Origin of the sequence: Dialister sp. UBA1703 (assembly GCA_002320515.1) — a bacterium.
Lineage (GTDB): Bacteria > Bacillota > Negativicutes > Veillonellales > Dialisteraceae > Dialister.
Genome location: DCJJ01000006.1, coordinates 21,491 through 45,842 on the forward strand (window position 1 = coordinate 21,491; position 24,352 = coordinate 45,842).

Below are 24,352 nucleotides of genomic sequence, written 5' to 3' on the forward strand. Positions count from 1 at the left end.
CTATGGCGGATAAAAAATATTTAATTGAAATCAATCATGTGGGCAAGAAATTCGGCGACCTGACGGTACTGAAGGACATCAGCGTGAAGGTAAAGGAAAAGGAAGTAGTTGTTATTATCGGACCTTCCGGCTCCGGCAAAAGTACGCTTCTTCGCTGCATTAACGGCCTAGAAAAGCCTACCAGCGGCGAAGTCTTCTTTGACGGTATGCCGGTGAACGGCGAAAAAAATATTAATGAAGTGCGCACGGAAGTGGGCATGGTGTTCCAGCGGTTCAACCTGTTTCCTCATATGACAGTCATCCAGAACCTCATGCTGGCGCCCATGAAGGTTCGCAGGATGAGCAAAAAGGATGCTTATGACCGCGGTATGCGCCTTCTGCAGAAGGTAGGTCTGGAAGACAAGGCGGACTACAAGCCTGCCCAGCTTTCCGGGGGACAGCAGCAGCGCGTGGCCATAGCTAGGGCGCTGGCCATGAAGCCGAAGGCCCTGCTTTTCGATGAACCTACCTCCGCCCTGGATCCGGAAATGGTTCACGAAGTTCTGGATGTCATGAAGGAAGTAGCGGAAGAAGGGATGACCATGGTGGTGGTTACCCATGAAATGGGATTTGCCCGTGAAGTGGGGGACAGGGTCCTCTTCATTGACGGCGGCGTCATTGTAGAACAGGGGACGCCGGACGAAGTATTCAACCATACGAAGGAAGACAGAACAAAGCTGTTCCTTTCCCAGGTTCTTTAATCATTTCTATCAGGCAGGGTATCAAGCCCTGTATATTTATGCATTATGCACAGGGGAAGGCGGAAAGCCCAAAGAATTCCACCTTTCTTTGTGCTTTTTTATATTTTGGTTGACGGAATTAATGTTTTATGGTATTGTAAATCTATGCCCAATCGGGGCAATGTAGTAATTTTTTTAGGAGGAATTTCCATGAAAGGTACAGTTAAGTGGTTCAGTGCAGAAAAAGGCTACGGCTTTATTGAAAGAGAAGAAGGCGGCGACGTATTCGTTCATTTCTCCGCTATTCAGGCCGATGGCTTCAAAACACTGAATGAAGGCCAGAAGGTTGATTTTGAAATCATTGATGGTGCAAGAGGACCTCAGGCTGCTAACGTTAAAGTTGAAGGCTGATCACTTACTGAAGCTATATAGCGAAAGTTTCTGAATCTGGATTTAGGGTAAAGCAAAGGCTTTACCCTTTTTTCATTTCCCGGAATTTCTCTTTATAGTATTTCATATTCAATCATTTCTATCATTCTTACGAACTGATAAAAGTTTTTAATGATATCTAATTTATATAGACTTAAAGGATTGATTATTATGTAAAATTTAGTATAATAAATATAGAAGGATGAGCATCGGGCTTATCCTAGAAAGGGGGATTTCATATGGAATTAACTGTTAGAGGAAAAAATCTGGAAATCACTGACGCACTGCATTCTTATGTAGAAAAACACACAGGCAAGATTCAGAGATACTTTGACAAACCGATCAAGATCAATGTGCTGCTTCGGATTTCGAACATGACAAAAACTTGTGAAGTGACTGTCTTTGTGGACGGCATCATCCTCAGAGGCGTGGAAAAATCCGATGATATGTACAAGTCCATTGACCTGGTTTTTGATAAGGTAGAACGTCAGATTCACAAGTATAAGACCCGTCTGGCAAAACGGTTCAAAGAAAGAAATACCCTGAGCCATCAGTTTGTCATAGAAAAGGAATCGGCTCCTGCTCCGGATACGGAATTTGAAATCGTAAAGACGAAACATTTCAATATCAGTCCCATGTCTCCGGAAGAAGCAGTTCTCCAGATGAACCTTCTTGGTCACAGCTTCTTCATGTTCTTCAATTCTGAAACGGAAGCCATGGCTATAGTTTATCGCAGAGACGACGGCAAATACGGCCTCATTGATGCCAATAAATAAATGCCGGCCGTGAAATTTCACGAAAAAGAGCGGAATTTTCCGCTCTTTTTTTGACTATACCGCCTCAGTTTGATAAAATAAACTAGATGTGTATAGTATTGGAATTTGTTGAAACGGAAGACTGATTGTATAAGGAGTTGTTTCCATGTTTGATAAGTTTTTTGACAGGCTGTTTAACGGGTCCAACGAAAAAGAAGTAAAGAAAATTCGTAAAATCGTAGAACAGCAGATCAATCCCCTGGAAGAGGGACTGAAGAAACTGAGCGATTCATCTCTGGCCAATAAGACCAATGAATTCAAGGCCCGGCTGGCTAAAGGGGAAACGCTGGATGATATCCTGCCCGAAGCTTTTGCGGTAGTCCGCGAAGCATCCCGCCGTGTACTGGGCATGCGTCATTTTGATGTACAGCTCATCGGCGGCATCGTCCTCCATCGCGGCAATATTGCAGAAATGTGCACCGGCGAAGGTAAAACCCTGGTGGCAACGGCTCCGGTGTATCTGAATGCGCTGGAAGGAAAAGGGGTTCATGTCATTACGGTCAATGATTACCTGGCCAAACGAGACAGTGAATGGATGGGCCAGGTTTATAAATTCCTGGGTCTCTCTGTAGGCCTCATTGTCCATGACCTTGATTTCAATCAGAGAAAGATTGCCTATAATTCCGATATTACCTACGGAACGAATAATGAATTCGGCTTCGACTACCTCCGTGACAATATGGTCACATCCCTGGATCAGATGGTGCAGAGACCTCTGCACTACTGCCTCATCGATGAAGTGGACTCCATTCTCATCGATGAAGCCCGCACACCGCTGATTATTTCCGGCCCGGGACAGAAGTCTACGGATAATTACTATGTCATGGCCAAACTGGTGCCGAAACTGAAAAAGGATGAAGATTACACCATCGATGAAAAGCAGAAAACCGTGGCTCCTACGGAAGCAGGCGTTGCCAAAATGGAAAAACTGCTTCACGTGGAAAATCTCTATGATGCGGAAAACCTGGAACTGAACCATCTTTTCGTACAGGCTCTCCGTGCCCAGACCATGATGCAGCGGGATAAGGACTATGTAGTGAAAGACGGCGAAGTGATTATTGTCGATGAATTCACAGGCCGTCTCATGTACGGCCGCCGCTACTCCGACGGTCTTCATCAGGCTATCGAAGCCAAGGAAGGGCTGGAAGTGCAGCGTGAAAGTCAGACCCTGGCCACCATTACCTTCCAGAACTATTTCAGAATGTACGACAAACTGGCCGGCATGACCGGTACCGCCAAGACGGAAGAACAGGAATTCATTAAGATTTACGGCCTTCCTGTTATCCAGATTCCTACCAATAAGCCTATCCTGCGCAAGGATCTGCCGGATGTGGTATTCAAGACAAAGAGAGGCAAGTATAGAGCAGTTGTGAAAGAAGTGGAACGGCGTCATGCCACCGGCCAGCCTATGCTGATCGGCACCACTTCCATCGAACAGTCCGAAGAGCTGTCCCATATGCTGGATGCAGCGAAGATTCCTCATTCCGTGCTGAACGCCAAGTACCATGAAAAGGAAGCTGCCATCGTTGCCCTGGCAGGCCAGAAGGGGGCTGTAACCATTGCCACCAACATGGCAGGCCGTGGTACCGATATCCAGCTTGGCGAAGGGGTAGCGGAACTGGGAGGCCTGGCTATTATCGGTACAGAACGTCATGAAAGCCGTCGTATCGACAACCAGCTCCGCGGCCGTGCCGGCCGTCAGGGGGACCCGGGTTCCAGCCAGTTCTTCCTTTCCCTGGAAGATGATCTGCTCCGCATTTTCGGCGGCGACAACATCAAGAAGTTCATGGAAAAAATGGGCCTTGATGAAGATGAACCTATCAACAGCCGCATGGTGTCCAATGCCATCCAGAAAGCGCAGAAACGGGTGGAAGCCAGAAACTTTGACATCCGTAAGTATGTTCTTGAATACGACGACGTAATGAACCAGCAGAGAAAGGTGGTTTACGAACAGCGCCGCCGGATTCTGGAAGGGGAGGACATGAAGGACCAGGTTCTCCGCATGGTGGATACTATTATCGAGAAGGGCATGGAAACCTATGCGGATCCCAAGCTTTATCCGGAAGAATGGGATTTTGCAGGCCTTCTGAAATACAGCGAGAAATATTTCCTCGCTCCCGGTGAAATCAAACTGGAAGACATTGAGGACATGAGCAGGGAAGAAGTGGAAGACAAGCTGAAAACCTGCGCCCATGAAACCTATGAATCCAGAGAAAAGTCCATCGGTTCTTCCATGATGCGTGAACTGGAAAAGGCAGTCATGCTGAAGGTGGTGGATTCCAAGTGGATGGAACATCTGGATGACATGGACATGCTGAAGGAAGGCATCGGCCTTCGTTCCTATGGCCAGAGAAACCCCATTGTAGAATACAAGGTGGAAGCCTATGACATTTTTGAAGAAATGCAGCAGGCCATGATGGAAACCATTGTCCTCTATCTCTACCATATCCAGATCCGCTTTGCTACGGATCCGGAGGAACCGCAGCAGGTTCCTGAAGCACCAAAGGCAGAAGACCATCTGAAAGGGGCCACTGCCCACTATGTAGATGAAAATTCTTCCAATGACTGAAAATAGAATCAGTCCCTGTAAAAATTTATTCACAAAGAAAGCGAGATGATTATCCAGATGCTGGAAGATTTGAAAAAAACTTTAACAGAACTGCTGAATCACGAAAAAGAAATAAGGGATTCACTTTGACTTACCTCAGCTGAAGGAACGTATCAGAAGTTACGACGTTCAGATGAGTGATCCTACTTTCTGGGATGATGCAGAGAAAGCCCGCAAAATTTCCCAGGAAGCAACGGAGGCTAAAGATGCCTACGAAACCTACACCAAGCTTTTTGAAAGGGCAGAGGGACTGAAGGATATCCTGGATCTGGCCATGGAAGAGGACGATCAGTCCATGGAACCGGAAATTGCCAAAGAGCTGAATGAGGTCAAAGAAATCATGGACAAGAAGGAAATCGAACTCCTTCTGTCCGGCAAATATGATGAAAACAATGCTATCCTCACCTTCCACGCCGGTGCTGGCGGCACAGAAGCCCAGGACTGGACGGAAATGCTGATCCGCATGTACATGAAATGGGCGGAAGCGGAAGGTTTTGAACTGGAAGAGCTGAATATGCTCCCCGGTGATGAAGCAGGCATTAAGAGCGCCGAATACATGGTGAAGGGGAAGTATGCCTACGGCTTCCTGAAATCGGAAAAAGGGGTGCACCGGCTTGTCCGTATTTCCCCCTTTGACGCTGCCAAAAGGCGGCATACCTCCTTCTCCGCTGTGGATGTGATGCCTGAAATCGACGATGATGTGGAAGTAGACCTGAACATGGATGATGTGCGGGTGGATTACTACCGCTCCAGCGGTGCCGGCGGACAGCATATCAACAAGACAAGTTCCGCCGTCCGCATGACCCATCTTCCTACGGGCATTGTGGCTGCCTGCCAGAATGAACGGTCCCAGTTCCAGAATAAGGAACAATGTCTCCGCCTTCTTCGCGCCAAACTCTATGAATTTGAAATGAAGAAGCACGAACAGGAATTGAGTGCTCTGGAAGGCGACCAGCAGGCCATTGAATGGGGCAGCCAGATTCGTTCCTATGTGTTCCAGCCCTATACATTGGTGAAGGATAACCGTACCGGTATAGAAACCGGAAATATCCAGGGCGTCATGGATGGGGATCTGGATCCCTTCATTGAAGGCTTCCTTAAAATGAACAAATTTAAAGCCAAAGCAAAATAAAGGATGGATAGAATGAGGGGCATACAAAGCAGCGCCTGCAAGGTGCTGGCAGTCCTGATTTTCATCGGAGTGATCGCTGCAGGGATGATTTCCCTGCAGCGGACCCATATAGAATCGGCTGCTACATCTGTTGAAAATGTATATGATTATTACAACATTATTGACAGCGCATCAGTTGAAAAAAAATCAGCAGATGAGCTGTTTTCGCTGTACAGAAAAAGCGGCGTCACATCGCTGGCTGTGTATGACGAAACACCGGAAAAACTGGTGAATCATGATTTCCTTCGCGTTTACAGGGGCAGTGAATTTGCCTTTAGAAATTCCGGTGTTTCCGGCATTTCCGATTCCAAAATTTACATCCAGCCTGTTCTGACGAAGAAGGGGGAAGCCTATTTCAGGGAAACCAGGGAATACCTGTCCCTTCTTATGAAAAAGGATGATGTCCGTTCCTTTGAAGTGAATGGTGTGGACACGCTGGAAGTGGATGCGGTTTACAACAAGTTCATGCAGATGGAACTGGGCATTTATGCGGAAACCGTAAAAGATGCGGCATCCCGCGGCTTCTACGTGGTTCTCCGTCCGGGAAATGAAGCTCATGTTTCTAAGGCCTATGTGGATCTTTTCCTGAAGAAGCTGGATGCTTCCGACAGGGTGAGCGCCATTATCTTCCAGGGCAAGGAAGTGCTGGGCTATAAGGAGTATGTAAAATACCTTTCTGATGAGCTGAATAAACGCCATATTCCCATTGCCCTCATTGAAGCACAGAATCAGCTGGGCTTTGAAAGACAGGCAGGAAATCTGGAAATGGCAGTATTTTCGGATTACAATGTGGTTCGCCTTTATGCCATGTCCAAGGATGAGCTCATTAAGCTGGAACCGAAGGAAGCGGCATCCCGTTTCTATATTTCCGATATTGAACGGAATATCCGTATGAATCTTTTCCCGTCCTTCAAGTTCCCGCTGAACGGTATGTCTCTTTCCGAAACCAATGCTTCCTACATTGCTGAAGTCTCTTCCCGTCTGGAAAACCATGGCTTTACTGTAGGGAAGGCATCGGTGATGGAACCCTATTTCCCGCCTAATGCACTTCGGGGTATTGCCATTGCCGGCGCCCTTTCCCTTGTGGTACTGGCTGCCATTCTTCTTTTCCCTGTTCTTGTAAAATATGTATGGGTCCTTGAAATCCTTGGCCTTGCTGTGACTGAGGGCCTTTTCTGGGGACTCCATTCGGTGATGGTACTGCAGCTTCTGGCACTGGGAGCGGCTGTATGTACGCCGGTGGTAGTGGTGAGTCTCTTCCTTGCCTACTGCTTAAGGAAAAAGGACAGGGCTTTCGAAAACGTGGGATGGGGGAAACTGCTGCTGGAGTCCCTTGTCATTCTCTGGGTATGCGGTCTTCTTTCCCTGGCCGGCGCCGCTTTTGTCAGCGGCCTTCTGGGAGATATCCGCTTCCTTCTGGAAATGCAGATTTTCCGCGGGGTCAAACTCACCTTCGTCCTTCCTCTGGTTCTCATTTCTATTGTGTACATCAGGAATTTCCCCTTCTTCGGGCAGGTGGTGTCCTCTGATAAGGATTTTATCCGCTTTGTGAAGAAATTCTGCAGTGTGCAGATCCGGCTGGGCCTTCTTGTGGGTCTTGGCCTTCTGGCAGTGGTGGGCTATGTGTTTATCGGCAGGAGCGGAAATAACGGAGCTCCGGTTCCGGGATTTGAAATTGCACTTCGCCGTTTCCTTGAAAATGTGATGTATGCCCGTCCGCGGGAAAAGGAATTCCTCTTCGGTCATCCGGCAGTTCTTCTTACCATGGCTGCTTTGTATAGGAAATGGCCGCAGATTCTTCATTATTTCCTCATCGTGGCAGTGACCATCGGACAGGGATCCATGGTGGAAACCTTCGCCCATATGAGAAGTCCCTATATCCTGAGTTTTATCCGCGGGCTGGACGGTCTCGCAGCTGGAAGCCTTTCCATGATTGCCGCATTGATTGGGGTTATGATTCTGGTACGGCTCACCAAGTTTTTTGGAGAAAGATATGGCAAATTATAAAATCGTCATTTCCGGCTACTATGGATTTAACAATGCCGGCGATGAAGCTATGCTTTCCGCTATTCTGCAGGCTTTGAACCGGACCTTTCATTCTCCTGACATTACCGTCATTTCCGGGAGTCCTCAAACTACGGCTGCAACCTATGGTGTCCATACGGTGCCCCGTTTCAGCATTGGAGGAATCCTTCGGGCTGTCTTTTCTTCTGATCTCATTATCAGCGGCGGCGGCAGCCTTCTGCAGGATGTGACCAGTTGGAAAAGTATGATTTACTACCTTTCCATCATTACTCTGGGCGTCTTATTTCGTAAGCAGGTCTTTCTTTACTCCCAGGGAATCGGCCCTGTCCGGTATCGGGTAATCCGCATTATCCTGAAGCATGTGCTTAACCATGTGGATGCCATAACGGTAAGGGATAAGGAATCAAAGGGCTTCCTTCAGCGTCTTGGGGTCCGCCGCAAAATCTATACCACCGCCGATGCAGTGCTGTCCCTGGCTCCCGCTGATCTTTCCATAGGAAGAAGAATTTTAAGGGAGAAAGGGATTCCCGAGGGGAAAAAGAAAATCGGCATTGCCATCAGGTACTGGCATCATTCCAAAGAATGGATGGATAAGCTGAAAAGTGCCATTTCCCGTCTGGCGGCTAAGGAGGATGCGGTGATCGTATGCATTCCCATGCAGTATCCGGAAGATGAAAAAGCAGCGGAATCCATGAACCTGGAGGATGACCGGGTCTATTTCCTTGATGATGATTATTCCATAGAAGAGCTCATGTCTATTATAGGGAATATGGATGTCCTTTTGGGAATGCGCCTTCATGCCCTGATTTTCTCGGCGCTCATGCATGTGCCTTTCCTTGGTATTTCCTACGATCCCAAGATAGATAATTTTCTGGCCCTTATCGGACAGAAGCCGTCCACATCTGTTCAGCACATGGATGGTGAGAAGTTGTATAATGATACTTGTAGAATCCTTTTTTCCGGACTTGCACCGGAAGACTGGGAAAAGGTGGACGCTCTCCGGGAGAGAGCTTCTCTCAATGTCCAGATTTTAAAAAGTCTTGTTACTCATAAGGAGGAAAACCCATGAGTCATCTTTCTGCAGAAGAATCTGCTTTTCTCAAGGCTAAGGCGAAACAGATCCGTATCGATATTTTGAAAATGATTACAAAGGCAAATTCTGGCCATACGGGAGGTTCCTTATCTATTGCGGACCTTCTCACCCTTCTTTATTTCAAAGAAATGAATGTGGACCCGAAGGCTCCCCATAAGGCTGACCGTGACCGTCTTGTCCTTTCCAAGGGGCATGCAGCTCCTGCCATGTATGCATGTCTGGCAGAAAAGGGATATTTCCCAATGGAAGAACTTTCTCATCTCCGCCAGGCCGGTCATATGCTGCAGGGGCATCCTGACATGAAGCATACTCCCGGCGTGGATATGACCACCGGTTCTCTGGGCCAGGGTATCAGTGCAGCCTGCGGCATGGCACTTGCCAGCAAAATGGACAATGCTTCCTGGCGTGTTTATGCAGTCCTTGGCGACGGCGAACTGGAAGAAGGGCAGGTATGGGAAGCAGCCATGTATGCAGCCCATTACAAGCTGGACCATCTTACTGCCTTTGTGGATAACAACGGCCTTCAGATTGACGGCCCCATTACTGAAGTTATGTCCTCTCTTCCCATTGGCGACAAATTCAGGGCTTTTGGCTGGCATGTAATCGAAACGGACGGCCATGACATGGAAAAACTGCATGATGCCATTGAAGAAGCAAAGACTGTGAAAGATCAGCCTACCATGATTGTGATGAAGACAGTCAAGGGCAAAGGGGTTCCTGAAATTGAAAACCAGGTAGGCTGGCATGGCAAAGCACCGACAGAAGAAGAATGTGAAAGATTTATTAAACAGGTGGAGGCAGAATAATGGGTAAGGCAACTCGTGATGCATACGGCGAAGCTCTGAAGGAACTGGGAGCTGTGAATCCTGATATTGTGGTGTTGGATGCAGATCTATCTGCTTCTACCAAAACCCAGGTCTTTGCGAAAGCCTATCCGGACCGTTTCTTCGATACCGGTATTGCCGAAGCCAATATGATGGGGGTTGCTGCCGGTTTGGCAGCTGCCGGTAAAATTCCTTTTGCCTCCACCTTTGCTGTATTCGGTGCCGGCAGGGCCTATGAACAGATTCGCAATTCCATCTGCTATCCGAAGCTGAATGTGAAAGTGGCGGTTACCCATGCCGGACTTACGGTAGGCGAAGACGGCGCTACCCACCAGATGCTGGAAGACATTACCCTCATGCGCGCTCTTCCCAACATGACGGTTATTGTACCGGCAGATGCAGCTGAAACAAAGGCAGCCGTAAAATGGGCGGCTTCCTATAAGGGACCGGTGTATATTCGTATGGGCCGCGCGAAATGCGATGATATTATACCGGAAGACAAGCCTTTTGTTCCCGGAAAGAGTACGACCTTGAAAGAAGGCAGCGATGTGACTTTCATTGCCTGCGGCATTATGACTGCCAAGGCACTGAAAGCTGCAGAAAGTCTTGAAAAGCAGGGAATTTCTGCCAGAGTTATCAACATGAGCTCCATTAAGCCTATCGATGAAGAAGCCATTGTAAAGGCAGCTGAAGAAACCGGTGCCATTATTACTGCAGAAGAACATACGGTAAAAGGTGGCCTTGGCGGTGCCGTAGCAGAAGTTCTCGCCCTGAAGAAGCCCTGCCTTATGGATATGGTAGGTACGGAAGATACCTTCGGTCAGTCCGGCAAGGCCGATGAATTACTTGAAGTGTATGGACTCACTGCAGAGCATCTTATTTCCTCTGCCCTGCATCTGATCAGCAGAAAGTGAGGATTGGATGATTACATTTGATCATGTATCATTACAATATGATGCTAAACATACTGCTCTGAAAGATATGAGCATTCATATCGATAAGGGGGAGTTTGTGTTTGTGGTAGGCCCCAGCGGTGCCGGAAAGTCTACCTTTGTCAAAGTGCTGACCCACGAATTGATTCCGGAGTCCGGCACAGTGGTTGTAAACGGGATCAATATTACGAAGCTGAAAAGGAGCAGGGTTCCTTACTATCGGCGTTCTCTGGGAATTGTATTCCAGGATTTCCGTCTTCTTTCCGAAAAAACGGTGTTTGATAATATCGCCTTCGTTCTTCGCGTAACCGGTGTTAAAAGCCGTGAAATCAAAGAAAAGGTTAATCGGGTGCTGGATCTGGTAGGCCTTAGAAATAAGGCAAAGGAGCTGCCATCCAAACTTTCCGGTGGGGAGCAGCAGCGTGTGGCCATTGCCAGGGCGCTGGTGAATCAGCCCATCCTCCTTATTGCCGACGAACCTACAGGAAATCTTGATCCCGTTACTTCCGAAGAAATTATGAAGCTTTTTAATGAAATCAATCATATGGGTACCACCATCATCATGGTGACCCATAACAAGGACCTGGTCAATGCCATGCATAAGCGGGTCATCAATATTGAAGACGGACGCATAATTGCAGACCAGGAAAAAGGGGGATATCATTTACATGTTTAGTTCTCTTGGCTACTTCTGGAAAGAGACATTCTATTCCCTCTTCAGAAATAAATTTATGGCAGTGGCTTCCGTTCTTACGGTTACCCTGTCCATGTTTATCCTCGGCGTTTTCCTCTGCGCCGTGCTGAATATCAATCACATGGCCACGTATCTGGAAAACCAGGTCGAAATGACAGTGTACCTGAAAGACGGCCTTACGACGGATCAGGTGATGACCGTGGGGAAGAAGCTGAAAGCCCTGCCTGATTTGAAGGAAATTAAATTTACCAATAAAGACCAGGCCATGGCTGAATTCAAAAACCGGCTGGGTGACCAGCAGGGGATTCTGGATGCCATCAACGGTAATCCGCTACCCTCTTCCTACTCCACCTCCTTTGCTACACCGGCTTCACTGAAAAATGCTGTGAACATTGTATCCAAGTATCAGGAAGTAGACTCCGTGCAGTATGGCCAGGATATTATTGAACAACTCTACAAGGTGGCCCAGGTTATCCGCATCGGCGGCATGATCCTCATCGTATTCCTGGCAGGTGCCGAACTCTTTATTATTTCCAATACCATTCGTCTTACCGTATTTGCCAGACGCCGCGAAATTCAAATTATGAAGTACGTAGGTGCAACTAACGGTTTCATCCGCTGGCCCTTCATTTTCGAAGGTATGATTATCGGTTTTCTGGGATCCGGTCTTGCTTCCTTTATCCTTTGGGAAGGGTACAAGATGGTGCTCATGGAAATGACAAAGGCCGGTCTTGTATTTATTCCCATGATTTCGCTCTGGCCCTTTATCGGCTATATTACGGTTATGCTGCTGGCCGCCGGTGTCATTATCGGTATCCTTGGCAGTACGATCTCTCTTCGTAAGTATATGAAGGTGTAAAGGCCTATGAAAAGATCAACATATATGGCCTCCCTGCTGACCATTTCTCTTCTGCTGGGCGGACAGGCACTTTCCATGCCTTCCTATGCCGATGACCTGGACGACCAGGTGCAGGACCTGCAGGGACAGATCGATTCGTCCCGTTTGGAACAGGAAAACTGGCAGCAGGTCATTGAAGATGTGAGCGCAAAACTGAAGCAGATACAGGCTGATCTGGATGCAGCCAATGCACGTCTCCAGGGGATACGAAATAAACAGGCAGAAATCAATGCACAGATTGCACAGACCCAGAATGAAATCGTTAAGATGGAAGCCTACCTGAAAACCAGGCAGAATGTATTGAACCGCCGAGTCCGTGCTATTTATATGCATGGCCAGCTGAACTATCTGGAAGTCATCCTCGGTGCCAACAGCTTCAGTGATTTTGCTAACCGGGTGGAACTCCTGAAACGAATCATCCGTTCCGATTACAATCTGATTCTTGAAATACAGAAACAGAAAGCAGCTATTGAAGCCAAAAAGGCTCAGCTGGAAGAAGACAAACGTCAGCTGGATGCCCTGGCGGCGGAAGCGGAAAAAACGCAGAAAGAAATTGCAGCCAAGAAGGCAGAACAGCAGAAGGTGCTTGATGCCGCAAAGAGCAATAAGGCAGCTGCAGCCCAGATGGAACAGGATTTGAATGCCCAGCTGGCTTCTGTAAGAAACCTGATTCAGCAGCGTCTGGCTGCGGCGGAAGCTGCCAGACAGGCGGCTCAGCAGGCAGCTGAAAGCGATGACGGCGGCGGTGGTGGCAGTGATGATAACTACGTACAGGGAACCGGCGCTATGAGCTGGCCCTGCAGCGGCCCCATCACATCGCCCTTCGGCTATCGAACTCATCCTATTTTCGGAACCACCATTTTCCATGCAGGCATTGATATCGGCGTAGACTATGGTACGCCTATTCATGCAGCAGACAGCGGCGTGGTGGTGTATTCCGGATGGATTTCCGGTTACGGAAATGCTGTCATTATCGATCATGGCGGCGGTGTCTCCACATTGTATGGACACAACCAGTCTTTGGCTGTATCCGAAGGCCAGTCCGTATCCAAAGGCTCTGTTATCGCCTATGCCGGCTCTACCGGCAATTCCACAGGTCCTCACTGTCACTTTGAAGTGGATGTGAATGGGTCTCCTGTGAATCCCATGGGGTATCTCTGATGCATAACAAGTGGAAATTTTTGGAAAAGTCCCATTGGAAATGGGGCTTTTCCTTTATTGGCGGCGTAGTTCTCTGCACAGGAGCCGTTATCTGCGGCGGTGCATACTGGCTGACAGGAGGCCATCCTGACAGCTTTCTTCATTTTCTCTATACATACCGTATGGTGAAAGAAAATTACTTCCGGCCCATAGATGAAGATGCTTTATGGCAGGGAGCTTCCAGGGGCATGCTCTCCGGTCTTGATGACCCATATTCCACCCTCCTTTCCGGTGATTCCTATAATTCCTTCATGGAAACTACTAATGGGGAATATGGCGGAATCGGTGTGGTTATGGGGGCTGACGTTGACGGAGACATCCGGATTTTCAATGTCTTTCCGGACAGTGCTGCAGAAAAGGCAGGCATTCAGAGTGGAGACAGTATTCTTTCCGTTGACGGCAAAGGGGTGGATGAGCTGGGACTTACCGGCACAGCCCGGGCTGTGCGCGGTGAAAACGGCACAGAGGTGACTCTGGCCCTTTCCCGAAACGGGGAACCTATTACCATCCAGGTGACCCGTTCCAACGTGAGCCTTCCTACGGTTCTGGGAAGAATGGTCAAAGAAAACATTGGCTATATCCATATTTTCAGTTTCAGCAAACACACGCCTGATGAGTTCAAAAAGCAGCTGGCAGCCTTGAAAGACCAGGGCTGTGAAAAACTGATCATTGACCTCCGCATGAACCCCGGCGGCATGATTGATTCTGTAGTGGCAGTGGCTGATCAGATTCTGACCGGTGGTACGGTAGTGAGCTATCACACCAGACATCACGGCAGTGAAAACTTTACCATTAAGGGAATAGAAAAGCCTATGCCCATGGTTATCCTCATAGATAAGAACAGCGCCAGCGCTTCGGAAATTCTGGCCGGTGCCGTGCAGGATAAAAAAGAAGGCACCATTATGGGAGAAACCAGCTTTGGCAAGGGGACTGTGCAGGCAGTATATCCTGACGGCAGTCATGAAGCGCTTAAGATATCTATTGCTGAATACAGAACCGCTGCCGGGCGGGTTATTGACAAGAAAGGAATTATCCCCGACATTCCGGTGAAACAGACAGGACGGCTTTTCAGCCTGACTTCCGACAATGTTCTCCAAAATGCTATTGATGTACTCATGGAAATGGAAGCGGCACAGGAAAAATAAAATCATGATGTTATGATAAAAACCGCAGCCCCTTGGACTGCGGTTTTGGGGTAGTGGAATGTCTGCTCTTTTTTGATGGCCATGATTATTTCAACATCCCTTTATTCCCAAACTTTTTTCCTTTCATAGGCCCGGCATGTTATAATAACAATGTAATATTGTGTCATTTTTGAGTGAGGTATACATATGTTTATTGATAGAGCAAAAATCATCGTTGTTTCCGGTGCCGGCGGAGACGGTATGGTTTCCTTCCGCCGGGAAAAATATGTTCCCCGGGGCGGCCCCAGCGGCGGGGACGGCGGTAAAGGCGGTTCTGTGATTATCCGGGCTGACGGCAGTCTGAATACACTGATTAATTTCCGGCGTCACCGGAAGTTTGCGGCCAAAGCCGGTGCCAATGGCGGGGCAAAGGAAATGTTCGGCAAGAACGGGGAAGATGTTCTTGTAGACGTGCCGCTGGGCACTATGGTGTATGATGACCGCACCGGAGAGCTTTTGGCAGATATGACCCAGGATGGGCAGCAGGTTACGGTGGTGAAAGGCGGCCATGGGGGCAGAGGCAATTCCCACTTCGCCACGTCCGCTGTCCGCGCTCCTACCTATGCGGAGAAGGGGGAACCGGGAGAAGAAAAAATTATCCGCCTTGAGCTGAAGATTCTGGCGGATGTGGGACTTCTTGGCTTTCCGTCTGTAGGCAAGTCCAGTCTCCTTCGTAAAGTGTCCGGTGCCAGACCGGAAGTGGCGGCTTACCATTTCACCACATTGACCCCGGTACTTGGCGTTGTGAGCCTGGATGCAGAACGCAGCTTTGTTATGGCCGATATTCCCGGACTTATCGAAGGTGCCAGCCAGGGCACGGGTCTGGGAGACGAATTCCTGCGTCATGTGGAACGGACCAAAGTCCTGATTCACGTGCTGGATGCAGCAGGCAGTGAAGGCCGGGATCCTATCAATGATTTCCACATTATTAATAATGAACTGGAACTTTACAGTCCGGAACTTGTTAAAAAGAAACAGATTGTTGCAGCCAATAAGACCGATCTGATTGATGATCCTTCCAAACTGGAAGCCCTTCGGAAGGAAATCGAAGGGGAAGGCTATCTCTTTTTCCCCATCTGTACTCTTACAGGAGAAGGGCTGAAGCCTCTTCTGGAAGCAGCCTGGAAGATCCTGCAGGAAGTACCGGATGTAACTTTTGAAAATCCGGAAAAGGCCATTGTCTATGAAGTGCCTAAGGACGAATTCCTGATTGAAAAGAAGGATGACGTTTTTTATGTAAAGGGAAAACGGGTGGAGAAACTGGTAGGCATGACCAATTTTGAAGACTATGTGTCCATGCGCCGTTTTGAAAAGGCCTGGCGTTTTATGGGCCTTGACAAGCTTCTCAAAAAGGAAGGAATTCAAGAAGGGGACACCGTGAATCTGTATGGTGTTGAATTTACCTATGCCGACAGCAGAGATGCTTCGGAAGATGAAGATAAGTAAGGGAGATATGTATGCTGACAGGTAAGCAGAAGCAGTATTTAAAAAGTGAAGCGGTGAATCTTCCCGCCTATGTACAGATTGGAAAGGAAGGAATGACCTCTGCTGTGATTCAAAGCGTGGAGGATGTACTTCTGGCCCGTGAACTTGTTAAAGTGAAGATTAACCAGAATTCTGATGAAGATATCCGTGATACCGCAGGAATTCTTGCAGAGAAACTGGATTGTGAAATCGTGCAGATTATCGGACGGAACTGCATCCTTTTCAAACAGAAGGAAAAGAAGTCCCACTATGAGCTCCCCTGATACCCTGTGCCGTAAGGCGATTCCCCGGATGAAGCGTATCGTGGTCAAGGTGGGGACCAGTTCTCTGACCTATGATAACGGCAAAATCAATCTTCGGTTCCTTGACCATCTGGCAAGGCAGATTTCTGATTTAAAGAACAGGGGACTGCAGGTTATTCTTGTCACATCCGGTGCCATCGGCATAGGCTTTCCTGAACTGGGCTTTAAGGAAAAACCGGCCTATCTTCCCTATAAGCAGGCGTCCGCTGCTGTAGGCCAGGGGATATTAATGAATATCTATGAGCATTTATTCCGTGAATACGGTCATGTAGTAGGGCAGCTCCTCTTTACTAAAGGGGATGCGGTGAATTCCAAACGTTATCTTCATATGCATGGCACCCTCCTGTCCCTTCTGGAACTGGGAGCAGTTCCTATCATCAATGAAAATGATGCTGTGACTGCCGATGAAATCAAGATTGGGGACAATGATACCCTTTCTGCCATTGTGGCCAGTATAGCGGAAGCGGATCTGCTCATCATCCTGTCGGATATCGACGGACTTTATGATTCAGATCCTAGAAAGAATAAAAACGCCTGCCTTATTCACGAAGTGCCCGTTTTCACCCGTGATATTTTCCGCATGGCCGGCGGTGCCGGTACGTCCCAGGGAACTGGCGGCATGTATACTAAAATACAGGCTGCGGAAATCTGTGTCCATTCCGGCATAGATATGGTCATTGCCAAAAGTACCATACCGGAAGTGCTTGAGCGGATTATGGACGGCGAGAATATCGGAACCTTTTTCAAAGGGGAAAATGTACATCCCCAGCTGAAGAAAAGAGATATTATCATCGGGACTGCAGTCAAAGGAAAGATTCTTGTGGATGAAGGATGCCGCCGGGCTCTTTTAACGAAAGGCTCCAGCCTGCTCCCTGTCGGAATTATCGGTACGGAAGGCCGTTTCTCTGAAGGAGATACGGTGGCTGTCTACTGTCAAAACGACGAAGTTGCCCGGGGAATCACCCATTACAGCAGCGAAGACATTGGGCTGATAAAGGGGCTTCACACAGAGCAGCTGAAGGAAGGGCTGGGCATGGAACCTCCCTATGATACGGTGATTCACAGGGACAATCTTCTGGTGATGAAGTAACCATGAAATTTTCTGAAAAAGCCAGATGGCTTGTTTATTATTACACGAAGCATCCCAAAGGACGTTTTGAGCTGTCCCATATACTGGAGCTCCTTGGATTCCTTCTGGTATGCATCATGATTTCGGAAGCGGTGTTATACATATGGTTAAACGGATAGGCTTGTTCGGCGGTTCTTTCAACCCCATCCATATCGGTCATCTGGTGATTGCAGAAGCTGCATGGCAGGAGTTCGGACTGGAAAAAGTCATCTTTATTCCCTCCGCTGACACGCCCCATAAGGATATGCATCATATTGATAAATTTGACCGGTACAACATGGTAAAGGAAGCGATAAAGGATAATCCCCGCTTTTCAATATCTCCGGTTGAACGTGACCGCAGCGGCCCATCCTATACCGTAGACACTATCCATATCCTGAAGGAAGAGCTTGGATCATCCTATGAATTTTATTTCATCTGCGGTACCGATGCTCTGGCAGACCTTCCTACCTGGAAGTACAACCGGGAGCTGCTTTCCTGTTGCCATTTCATCTGCGCCAGCCGGCCGGGAAATGAAGAAAAGCTTCGTCAGTCCGTTGACTACTTCGGGAAACTGGGAGAAGAGAAAATCCATTTCCTCCTTACGCCGGAACTGGATATTTCATCTACCATACTGAGAAACCTTCTGGAACATCATAAATCTGTCCGTTATTTTATACCGGACAGTGTCATTTCTTTTATTGAGTCACATCATCTCTATGAAGGACCAAATTATGGAGCTTAAAGATATACAAAAAGATTTGCAGGCTATTCTTTCCCCAAAACGCTTTCGCCACAGCAGGGGAGTAGCAGAAACGGCCAAACATCTGGCAGAAAAATACGGCGCTGATGCAAACAAGGCTTATGAAGCCGGATGGGTTCATGACTGCGCAAAGGAGCTTCCGCTGGTAGATATGCAGCATATTGTACAGGAAGCCGGTATCAAAGCGGATGAGCAGCTGCTATCCAGTCGTGCTCTTCTTCACGGACCGGCAGGGAGCATCCTGGCAGAGACAAAATATGGTATTACCGACAGTGCTGTTCAAAGCGCTGTTTATTTCCACACCACCGGTCATCCGGATATGACGCTTCTTGAGAAGATCATTTTTCTGGCTGATTATATCGAACCATCCCGGGACTTCCCCGGCGTAGAAAAGCTTCGAAAACTAGCGGAAATTGACTTGGATGAAGCCCTGCTGGCTGCCTATGACTCTACCATTTCCCACCTGCTTGACCAGAAAGCCTATATTTATGATTTAACTTTTATGGGACGGAATGATTTAATTCTGAAGCTGAAAGAGAAGACGAATGAAAACAAATAAACGTGGTAAATTGAAAGTTAAGAAATTAATCTTCTTCCTGATTTTGTCTCTGGCAGCTGCTGTGATTTTGATTATGGGTATCTGCAAAGGTGTTTCTTACGCCCTTGGAAAGATAGATGGCGAGAATACCCCCATTTCCTACTACCTTCTCATCGGTACTGACAGGGAATCGGGAAGCGAAGCTGATGCTATCCTGCTGACTGCCTGGAACAGGCAGGACAGGGAAGTGACATTGATTTCCATCCCTCCCAATACAAAATTGGCCCGCCAGGAAAAGAAAAATCAGTTAATTCGTACGACCTTTACCGAAGGGGGCTCAGAGGAAACGAAGAGCGCCGTGGAAAATCTTCTTCATCTTCGAATCGACAAATATGCGGTGTTTGATTATTCCAATTTCAAAGAGTACCTGAATCAAATGGGCGGCGCCGATCTTTATGTGGAGAAGACCATGGATCATCAGGACAGGGAAGGGGAGACGGATATTCGCATCCGACAGGGATACCAGAGCCTGGATGGAGAAAATGCTCTTGGCTACGTACGGTATCTGGATTCAAAAAACGGGGAAATTGACCGAATCCAGCGTCAGGAACGGCTGATGAAGACCATGATTCATACAATGAAGAATCATATGGCTTTGTATAACTGGTTCTTTTTCCACCATTACTGGACCGCGGAGGAAACAAATATTACCAATGGGGAAGCTGCTTCACTGGCCTATACATTGACTTCCTACCCGGAAGAAAATTTCCGCTTCTCCATTCTTCCCGGTGAAACACAGAAAATTAATAAAGTAGATACCTGGGTTGTTAATCCGGTGGAAGTGCAGAAAACCCTTGCTCAAACTATTGGATCCGACAATCAGTGATTATAAATGTTATAAAGGAGTTAATTTATGGAAAAAAATATTGAAATCATCTGTAAAGCATTATCATCTAAGAAAAGCGTACTCATCCGTGTATTAAATGTTCGTGGATTAACCAGTATTGCCGATGATTTTATTCTGGCTACCACCAGAAACAAAAAACAGGCCCAGGCAGCAGCCGATGAGGTGGAAGAAAAGGCTGCAGAAATTGGTCTTCGCCCCCTTCGCCGGGAGGGATACCAGGAAGGCGACTGGGTTCTCCTGGATTTCGGCGATATTATTGTTCACATTTTCACCGATGAAGAAAGACGGCGCTATGATTTTGACACCCTTTGGAAAGAAGCAGCGGTAGAGGAATATCATGAAACCGGGGATGAAGATGAATAAAGAAGATGAATCCGGTCTGGGGCCCATGCACCTTCGGGAAAATTCCCTGGCAGAGCTTTCCGTAAACAGAGTAACCGAACTGGGCGCTTTTCTTGATGCCGGTACAGGGAACACATCTGATGATATCCTTCTACACCGGGGCCAGCAGACAAGGCCGGTAAAGGAAGGTGAAAGAGTCCAGGTATTTCTTTATCACGACCCGCACCACCGCCTGACTGCCAGCATGCGGCTGCCACAGATACCGGTAGGAGGCATCGGATACGCTCCTGTCATGCTGACTACCCGTTTCGGTGCATTTATCGATGTGGGCACAGAAAGAGGCATCTTCCTGCCCTTCTCCCAAATGGAAGAAAGGGTAGAAGAAGGCCAGACCGTCTGGGTTAAAATGTATGTAGATAAGACCGGGCGGCTGGCAGTAACCATGAAAGTGGAGGAAGATATCCGAAAAATTGCCCTCCCCGCTGCAGGAATCAAAGTGGGGGATATGGTATCCGGTACCGTTTACAACAAAACAAGAGAAGGAATTTTCCTTATTACCCGCCAGCGCTGGATTGCATTCCTCCACAGGGATGAAGTGAACAGACCGATTCATATGGGTGATGAAGTGGAAGGAAGGGTGGCCTATATCCGAAAAGACGGGCATTTGAACATTTCTCTCCGCCCACAGAAAGAGAAATCCATGGAAGGGGACATGCAGATGCTCATTGAGTATATGACCCGCCACCAGGGAACCCTTCCCTTCACAGACCAGTCTGATCCTGCTCTTATTAAAGCATCCCTTGGCATCAGCAAATCCGCCTTCAAAAGGGCAGTGGGCCATCTTCTCAAGTTGAAAAAGATTTCCATGAAAGAAGGGAAAATTACTCTTCTCTAAGAAATCCTGATGTGACAGATTCATATGTTGTGAAATTAAAAAAGCAGGAATCATTCGGTTCCTGCTTTTTAGATTTCATAAAATATGCTGGGTTAAAAATGGCGATAAAGGCCGATTACTTTTCCACGGATAGTTACATTCTTGGAGATAATAGGCTGATAGGCATTATTTTCAGGCTGCAGACGGATATGGTCATCTTCCTTATAGAAACGTTTCACCGTAGCATCATCATTTCCCACCAGAGCCACTACAATATCTCCATCCTGAGCATGATCCTGTTCCGATACAATAAGGTAATCCCCTTCCTGGATACCTGCATTAATCATGCTGTCGCCGCGAACTACCAGAATAAAGCAGCTGTTGTCACTGCCTACCATTTCAGCAGGCAGGGGGAAGACCGACTCCAGATGTTCATCTGCCACCAGCGGCTCACCTGCACGGACTGCACCTACCAGAGGCATGGGGATCATCTTCTTGTGGCGCCAGGACATATCTCCAACCACCTCAATGGCCCTGGAGCTGGCAGGATCTCTTTTAATGACTCCCAGTTCTTCCAGTCTGGACAGATAGCCGTGTACAGTGGAAGTGGAACGAAGATTTACAGCAGTGCAGATTTCACGAACTGTAGGGGGAAAACCATCTTCGTAAATCTTTTGACGGATAAACTCCAGAATGCTCTTTTCTCGGCTTGTTAATTCTCTGTTTTTGCCTAATCTCTTTGCTGCCATTTTTCAGTTCCTTCCTATTGATAAAATGATGAATATGCAAATGTATCATATTTTCCTATATATTCAAAGCTACAATAACCTGCACTTATTATACAGGAAAATGAGAATAAAATCAAACAGAAGTTCATAGAATAAATTTACGCATGCCATTTTATACTAAGAACATATAGTCCCTTATAATTAAAAAAGTCTAATCCTCTGTTCTATTGTGCGAAACTATGTTTTGTATTATCATGTATTCAGAAACGATGTTCTGAGAATAACGGTTTTCCAAAATACAGTTCTCAAGAATACAAGTTTGATAGGATATCACATAATGGGGAGGGAACTGCCATGAAAAAAATAATTTTTCTATTTATCGCTTCGGTGATCCTTTGCGGATGGGGAGTGAATGCTTCCGTTGCTGGCGACTCTGTGCAATATGAAGTGGTGACAGTAGATGAGAATGATACCTTATGGGATATTGCAGCCCGAAGGATTGATAATACAAAGGATATTCGAAAGGCGGTATACCGGATTGAACAGTTTAATCATATTTCAAATCCGGGTGCCTTGGAGCCGGGTATGACAATCAAGATTCCTGTTAATTTGGATTAGCAAAAGCAAACGTCCATTCTTATGACCTATAAATTTGTCAAAAGAATGGACGTTTGCTTTTTGCTATATTGCTGAATTGAATAGATGAACAGAAATATGATGATTCTTAAGAAAACATACCAAATGTTTGGCAGATATCCATAACGTAGCCCTGTTATCATTGGGATGTATACCAATGCGGCAGGAACCATCCAGAAAGGATTGATCCAGATAGAAAATAACCTGGCGGCTTTCATCATCCAGGAGACCGAAGGGGGTGACAGAACCTGGGGGCAGATGCAGGAACCTGTGCAAATCTTCAGCAGAAGCCATAGAAAGGCGGCGGGTGCCCTGTTCTTTACTGAATAACTAACTTCAAATCAAGCCGGCTTCTGCCGCGGACAGTAATAAGATAATAATGTTTCTTCTTATCATCTCTCACAAAAAGATTTTAGCATCATCCTCCGGATAGGGAAGAGGTACTTCGGATAACTGCTCCATGGTATATTCTGCCTTGTGCTCTGTGATTTCATAGGGAATATGATATTGCTCAAGAAGAGCCAGAATTTCCTCTTTCCCGACCATCATGCTTTTACTCCTGTGAATTTTCTAACAATGATTGCAAATAAGTCACGGAACAAAAATTCTTTTGGTAAGAAACCTGGTCAAAAGAATCTTTGTTCTAACCATACTATGTATGGTTAAACATCTTGTCAATCGGGTTATTAGTAAACAGATCGGCCTCATTAATATAGCGGCGTACCATTTCCACAGAACGATGGCGGGTCTGCTTCATAATGAGTCTTTCTTCAACTCCATGGAGAGCCGCATAGGTAGCAAACCCATGGCGCAGGCTGTGGGCTCCGTAGAACTCAGGATTGAGCCCTATGGATGCCACATATTTTTTAACAATGAGATTGATACTTTTATCACTGAGCCGACGGGAAGAAACCTGACCATTCTTTAAAAAGCTTCTGAAAAGGGGACCTGATGTAATATGAGCACAAGTCAGCCACTCCTGCAGCGCATGAATACAGTCCATGGATGTATGGGAAAGATAGGGGATACCTATCTGCTGTCCTGCTGATAACTGATCTGTTTTGGAATGCTGTATAGTTACCACAATGCCCTGAGGATATTTCCTGATATCTTCTACATTCAGCCCGGCAAGCTCACTGCGCCGGAAAGCTCCCATGAATCCTAGCAGAAGGACTGCTCTGTCACGCAGCCCGGGAAGCGTTGTCAAATCCATTCGGCCTATGATTTCTTCCAGCTCTTCCCAATAAATAGGAGTCTTTCCCTTCTGCAGGGTTCCCTTGAGACGGGTAAGACCAATGAGCGCTTCCTTTACTATCCAGGCTTTACACGGATTTTCCACCGGCTCGCCGGATGCATTATAATTTTCCGAAATAGCGCTGATTCTTCTCCGAATGGTGGCAGCCTTTGCATAATCAGCCAGATCATTGATATAATTGACAATAGTTTCAGGTGCTGCAGGATAAGAACTCTTGTGATGATATCGGCACCAGTCACAGAAATCATTCCAGTCCGATTCATAAGCGTCAATGGTATGTTCCGCTTTAGTCACAGCCAGAGAATTGATACTCTTATCTGAAAGTCCTTCAGTCTGTGCATTCCTGCTGAAATCTCGAAGAAAAAAGTGATTATCCATTTTTCACTCCCATGTATACAGAATCTCTACTGATTCATCAATCTGTGATTTCCTTTTGATACTGTAAAAACCTATAGTCTATTATACTATACCAGCCATTTGATAAATAGGTTCCGATAACATTAAATTATCGGAACCTATTTATATTCTCAAAAACGTTATTTTCTATGTGAGCCACAAGATTAGATACTTACAGACATCTTTATCTAACATCCCCAGATGATGACCATTCGGTCATTCTCATTATAACTCTTTTTCAATAAAAAAATGGTGGCAAAAAGGGTGGCAAAAGGTGTAAAGCAGCCATGGACAGGCATATAATGCTGGGGATTCCAGTAAATCTCTGCAACGCTTACGGGCAGGTCGGACTCCAGGCGGCTGACTAATTTTTTGACATCGAACTGGTCCAGATGGCCCGGAATCTAGGGAAGCACTGATTAATTC

26 protein-coding genes and 1 pseudogene are annotated in these 24,352 nt (G+C 47.0%); 23 read left to right on the forward strand and 4 right to left on the reverse strand.

From position 1 onward, the window contains the following. Positions 1-2: 2 nt before the first annotated feature. The 22 genes from B2Y11_RS00345 (at position 3) to B2Y11_RS00450 (ending at position 20,932) form a co-directional block, all read left to right on the forward strand. Positions 3-740: an amino acid ABC transporter ATP-binding protein gene (locus B2Y11_RS00345; protein WP_291054605.1), complete on the forward strand. Its 738-nt coding sequence runs from the start codon at positions 3-5 to the stop codon at positions 738-740. A 183-nt stretch (positions 741-923) separates the two neighbouring features. After that, positions 924-1,130 (forward strand): cold-shock protein, encoded by a 207-nt coding sequence (locus B2Y11_RS00350; protein ID WP_269479184.1) that lies wholly within the window; start codon positions 924-926, stop codon positions 1,128-1,130. A gap of 257 nt (positions 1,131-1,387) precedes the next feature. Further along, positions 1,388-1,924, forward strand: a complete 537-nt coding sequence (gene hpf / locus B2Y11_RS00355; protein WP_291054608.1) for a ribosome hibernation-promoting factor, HPF/YfiA family — start codon at positions 1,388-1,390, stop codon at positions 1,922-1,924. Positions 1,925-2,069: 145 nt separating this feature from the next. Next, on the forward strand, positions 2,070-4,532 hold the full coding sequence (gene secA, locus B2Y11_RS00360; protein ID WP_291054610.1) for a preprotein translocase subunit SecA: 2,463 nt from the start codon (positions 2,070-2,072) through the stop codon (positions 4,530-4,532). Positions 4,533-4,589: 57 nt separating this feature from the next. Further along, positions 4,590-5,703, forward strand: a protein-coding gene (gene prfB / locus B2Y11_RS00365) for a peptide chain release factor 2 (protein WP_349676006.1) whose coding sequence is annotated in 2 segments (ribosomal slippage) — positions 4,590-4,658 and positions 4,660-5,703 — 1,113 coding nt in all. Because the reading frame shifts where the segments join, the coding sequence is not laid out codon by codon here. 12 nt (positions 5,704-5,715) lie between these two features. After that, a complete protein-coding gene (locus tag B2Y11_RS00370) occupies positions 5,716-7,749 on the forward strand; it encodes a DUF5693 family protein (protein ID WP_291054615.1) in 2,034 nt (677 codons plus the stop codon). Next, positions 7,736-8,836 (forward strand): polysaccharide pyruvyl transferase CsaB, encoded by a 1,101-nt coding sequence (gene csaB, locus B2Y11_RS00375; RefSeq protein ID WP_291054618.1) that lies wholly within the window; start codon positions 7,736-7,738, stop codon positions 8,834-8,836. Before B2Y11_RS00370 ends, csaB begins: the two co-directional genes overlap by 14 nt. Continuing rightward, positions 8,833-9,666: a transketolase gene (locus B2Y11_RS00380; RefSeq protein ID WP_291054621.1), complete on the forward strand. Its 834-nt coding sequence runs from the start codon at positions 8,833-8,835 to the stop codon at positions 9,664-9,666. The genes csaB and B2Y11_RS00380 overlap by 4 nt, the downstream gene beginning before the upstream one ends. Beyond that, positions 9,666-10,598, forward strand: a complete 933-nt coding sequence (locus tag B2Y11_RS00385) for a transketolase family protein (protein ID WP_291054624.1) — start codon at positions 9,666-9,668, stop codon at positions 10,596-10,598. The genes B2Y11_RS00380 and B2Y11_RS00385 overlap by 1 nt, the downstream gene beginning before the upstream one ends. Positions 10,599-10,605: 7 nt before the next feature. Next, the gene (gene ftsE / locus B2Y11_RS00390) at positions 10,606-11,292 is read left to right on the forward strand and encodes a cell division ATP-binding protein FtsE (RefSeq protein WP_291054626.1); all 687 of its coding nucleotides are present in this window, start codon (positions 10,606-10,608) and stop codon (positions 11,290-11,292) included. Continuing rightward, the gene (gene ftsX / locus B2Y11_RS00395) at positions 11,285-12,169 is read left to right on the forward strand and encodes a permease-like cell division protein FtsX (RefSeq protein WP_291054629.1); all 885 of its coding nucleotides are present in this window, start codon (positions 11,285-11,287) and stop codon (positions 12,167-12,169) included. The genes ftsE and ftsX overlap by 8 nt, the downstream gene beginning before the upstream one ends. Positions 12,170-12,175: 6 nt before the next feature. After that, a complete protein-coding gene (locus tag B2Y11_RS00400) occupies positions 12,176-13,369 on the forward strand; it encodes a murein hydrolase activator EnvC family protein (protein WP_291054632.1) in 1,194 nt (397 codons plus the stop codon). Between the two features lie 20 nt (positions 13,370-13,389). Then, positions 13,390-14,553: a S41 family peptidase gene (locus B2Y11_RS00405; RefSeq protein WP_291054635.1), complete on the forward strand. Its 1,164-nt coding sequence runs from the start codon at positions 13,390-13,392 to the stop codon at positions 14,551-14,553. Between the two features lie 186 nt (positions 14,554-14,739). Further along, complete coding sequence (obgE, locus tag B2Y11_RS00410) at positions 14,740-16,038, forward strand: GTPase ObgE (protein ID WP_291054638.1); 1,299 nt, start codon at positions 14,740-14,742, stop codon at positions 16,036-16,038. A gap of 11 nt (positions 16,039-16,049) precedes the next feature. Next, the gene (yhbY, locus tag B2Y11_RS00415) at positions 16,050-16,340 is read left to right on the forward strand and encodes a ribosome assembly RNA-binding protein YhbY (RefSeq protein WP_291054641.1); all 291 of its coding nucleotides are present in this window, start codon (positions 16,050-16,052) and stop codon (positions 16,338-16,340) included. After that, entirely contained in the window at positions 16,327-17,469 is a 1,143-nt protein-coding gene (gene proB, locus B2Y11_RS00420; protein WP_291054644.1) for a glutamate 5-kinase, read from the forward strand. The genes yhbY and proB overlap by 14 nt, the downstream gene beginning before the upstream one ends. A 2-nt stretch (positions 17,470-17,471) precedes the next feature. Beyond that, positions 17,472-17,627, forward strand: coding sequence for a hypothetical protein (locus B2Y11_RS00425; protein WP_291054647.1), 156 nt, complete (start codon positions 17,472-17,474; stop codon positions 17,625-17,627). After that, positions 17,612-18,232, forward strand: coding sequence for a nicotinate-nucleotide adenylyltransferase (nadD, locus tag B2Y11_RS00430; protein WP_291054650.1), 621 nt, complete (start codon positions 17,612-17,614; stop codon positions 18,230-18,232). Before B2Y11_RS00425 ends, nadD begins: the two co-directional genes overlap by 16 nt. Next, positions 18,222-18,809: a bis(5'-nucleosyl)-tetraphosphatase (symmetrical) YqeK gene (gene yqeK, locus B2Y11_RS00435; RefSeq protein ID WP_291054653.1), complete on the forward strand. Its 588-nt coding sequence runs from the start codon at positions 18,222-18,224 to the stop codon at positions 18,807-18,809. Before nadD ends, yqeK begins: the two co-directional genes overlap by 11 nt. Continuing rightward, entirely contained in the window at positions 18,796-19,674 is an 879-nt protein-coding gene (locus B2Y11_RS00440) for an LCP family protein (RefSeq protein WP_291054657.1), read from the forward strand. The genes yqeK and B2Y11_RS00440 overlap by 14 nt, the downstream gene beginning before the upstream one ends. Before the next feature lie 27 nt (positions 19,675-19,701). Beyond that, positions 19,702-20,058, forward strand: a complete 357-nt coding sequence (gene rsfS / locus B2Y11_RS00445; protein ID WP_291054660.1) for a ribosome silencing factor — start codon at positions 19,702-19,704, stop codon at positions 20,056-20,058. Further along, the gene (locus B2Y11_RS00450) at positions 20,033-20,932 is read left to right on the forward strand and encodes a CvfB family protein (protein ID WP_291054663.1); all 900 of its coding nucleotides are present in this window, start codon (positions 20,033-20,035) and stop codon (positions 20,930-20,932) included. Before rsfS ends, B2Y11_RS00450 begins: the two co-directional genes overlap by 26 nt. Before the next feature lie 92 nt (positions 20,933-21,024). On the opposite strand, the gene lexA is transcribed toward B2Y11_RS00450, so the two are convergent. Beyond that, positions 21,025-21,660 (reverse strand): transcriptional repressor LexA, encoded by a 636-nt coding sequence (gene lexA, locus B2Y11_RS00455; RefSeq protein WP_291054666.1) that lies wholly within the window; start codon positions 21,658-21,660, stop codon positions 21,025-21,027. A gap of 333 nt (positions 21,661-21,993) precedes the next feature. Between lexA and B2Y11_RS00460 the strand changes: the two genes are divergently transcribed. Continuing rightward, positions 21,994-22,257 carry a LysM peptidoglycan-binding domain-containing protein gene (locus B2Y11_RS00460; RefSeq protein ID WP_291054669.1) on the forward strand — a complete coding sequence of 88 codons (264 nt, stop codon included), beginning with the start codon at positions 21,994-21,996 and terminating at the stop codon, positions 22,255-22,257. Between the two features lie 63 nt (positions 22,258-22,320). Here B2Y11_RS00460 and B2Y11_RS08740 read toward each other — a convergent pair. The 3 genes and pseudogenes from B2Y11_RS08740 to B2Y11_RS00470 all read right to left on the reverse strand — a co-directional run. Then, a pseudogene (locus tag B2Y11_RS08740) lies at positions 22,321-22,584 on the reverse strand (YbaK/EbsC family protein); the annotation flags it as partial. Between the two features lie 90 nt (positions 22,585-22,674). Next, complete coding sequence (locus B2Y11_RS00465) at positions 22,675-22,824, reverse strand: hypothetical protein (RefSeq protein ID WP_291054672.1); 150 nt, start codon at positions 22,822-22,824, stop codon at positions 22,675-22,677. A 103-nt stretch (positions 22,825-22,927) separates the two neighbouring features. Beyond that, positions 22,928-23,908 carry a site-specific integrase gene (locus tag B2Y11_RS00470; protein ID WP_291054675.1) on the reverse strand — a complete coding sequence of 327 codons (981 nt, stop codon included), beginning with the start codon at positions 23,906-23,908 and terminating at the stop codon, positions 22,928-22,930. Positions 23,909-24,352: the final 444 nt, after the last annotated feature.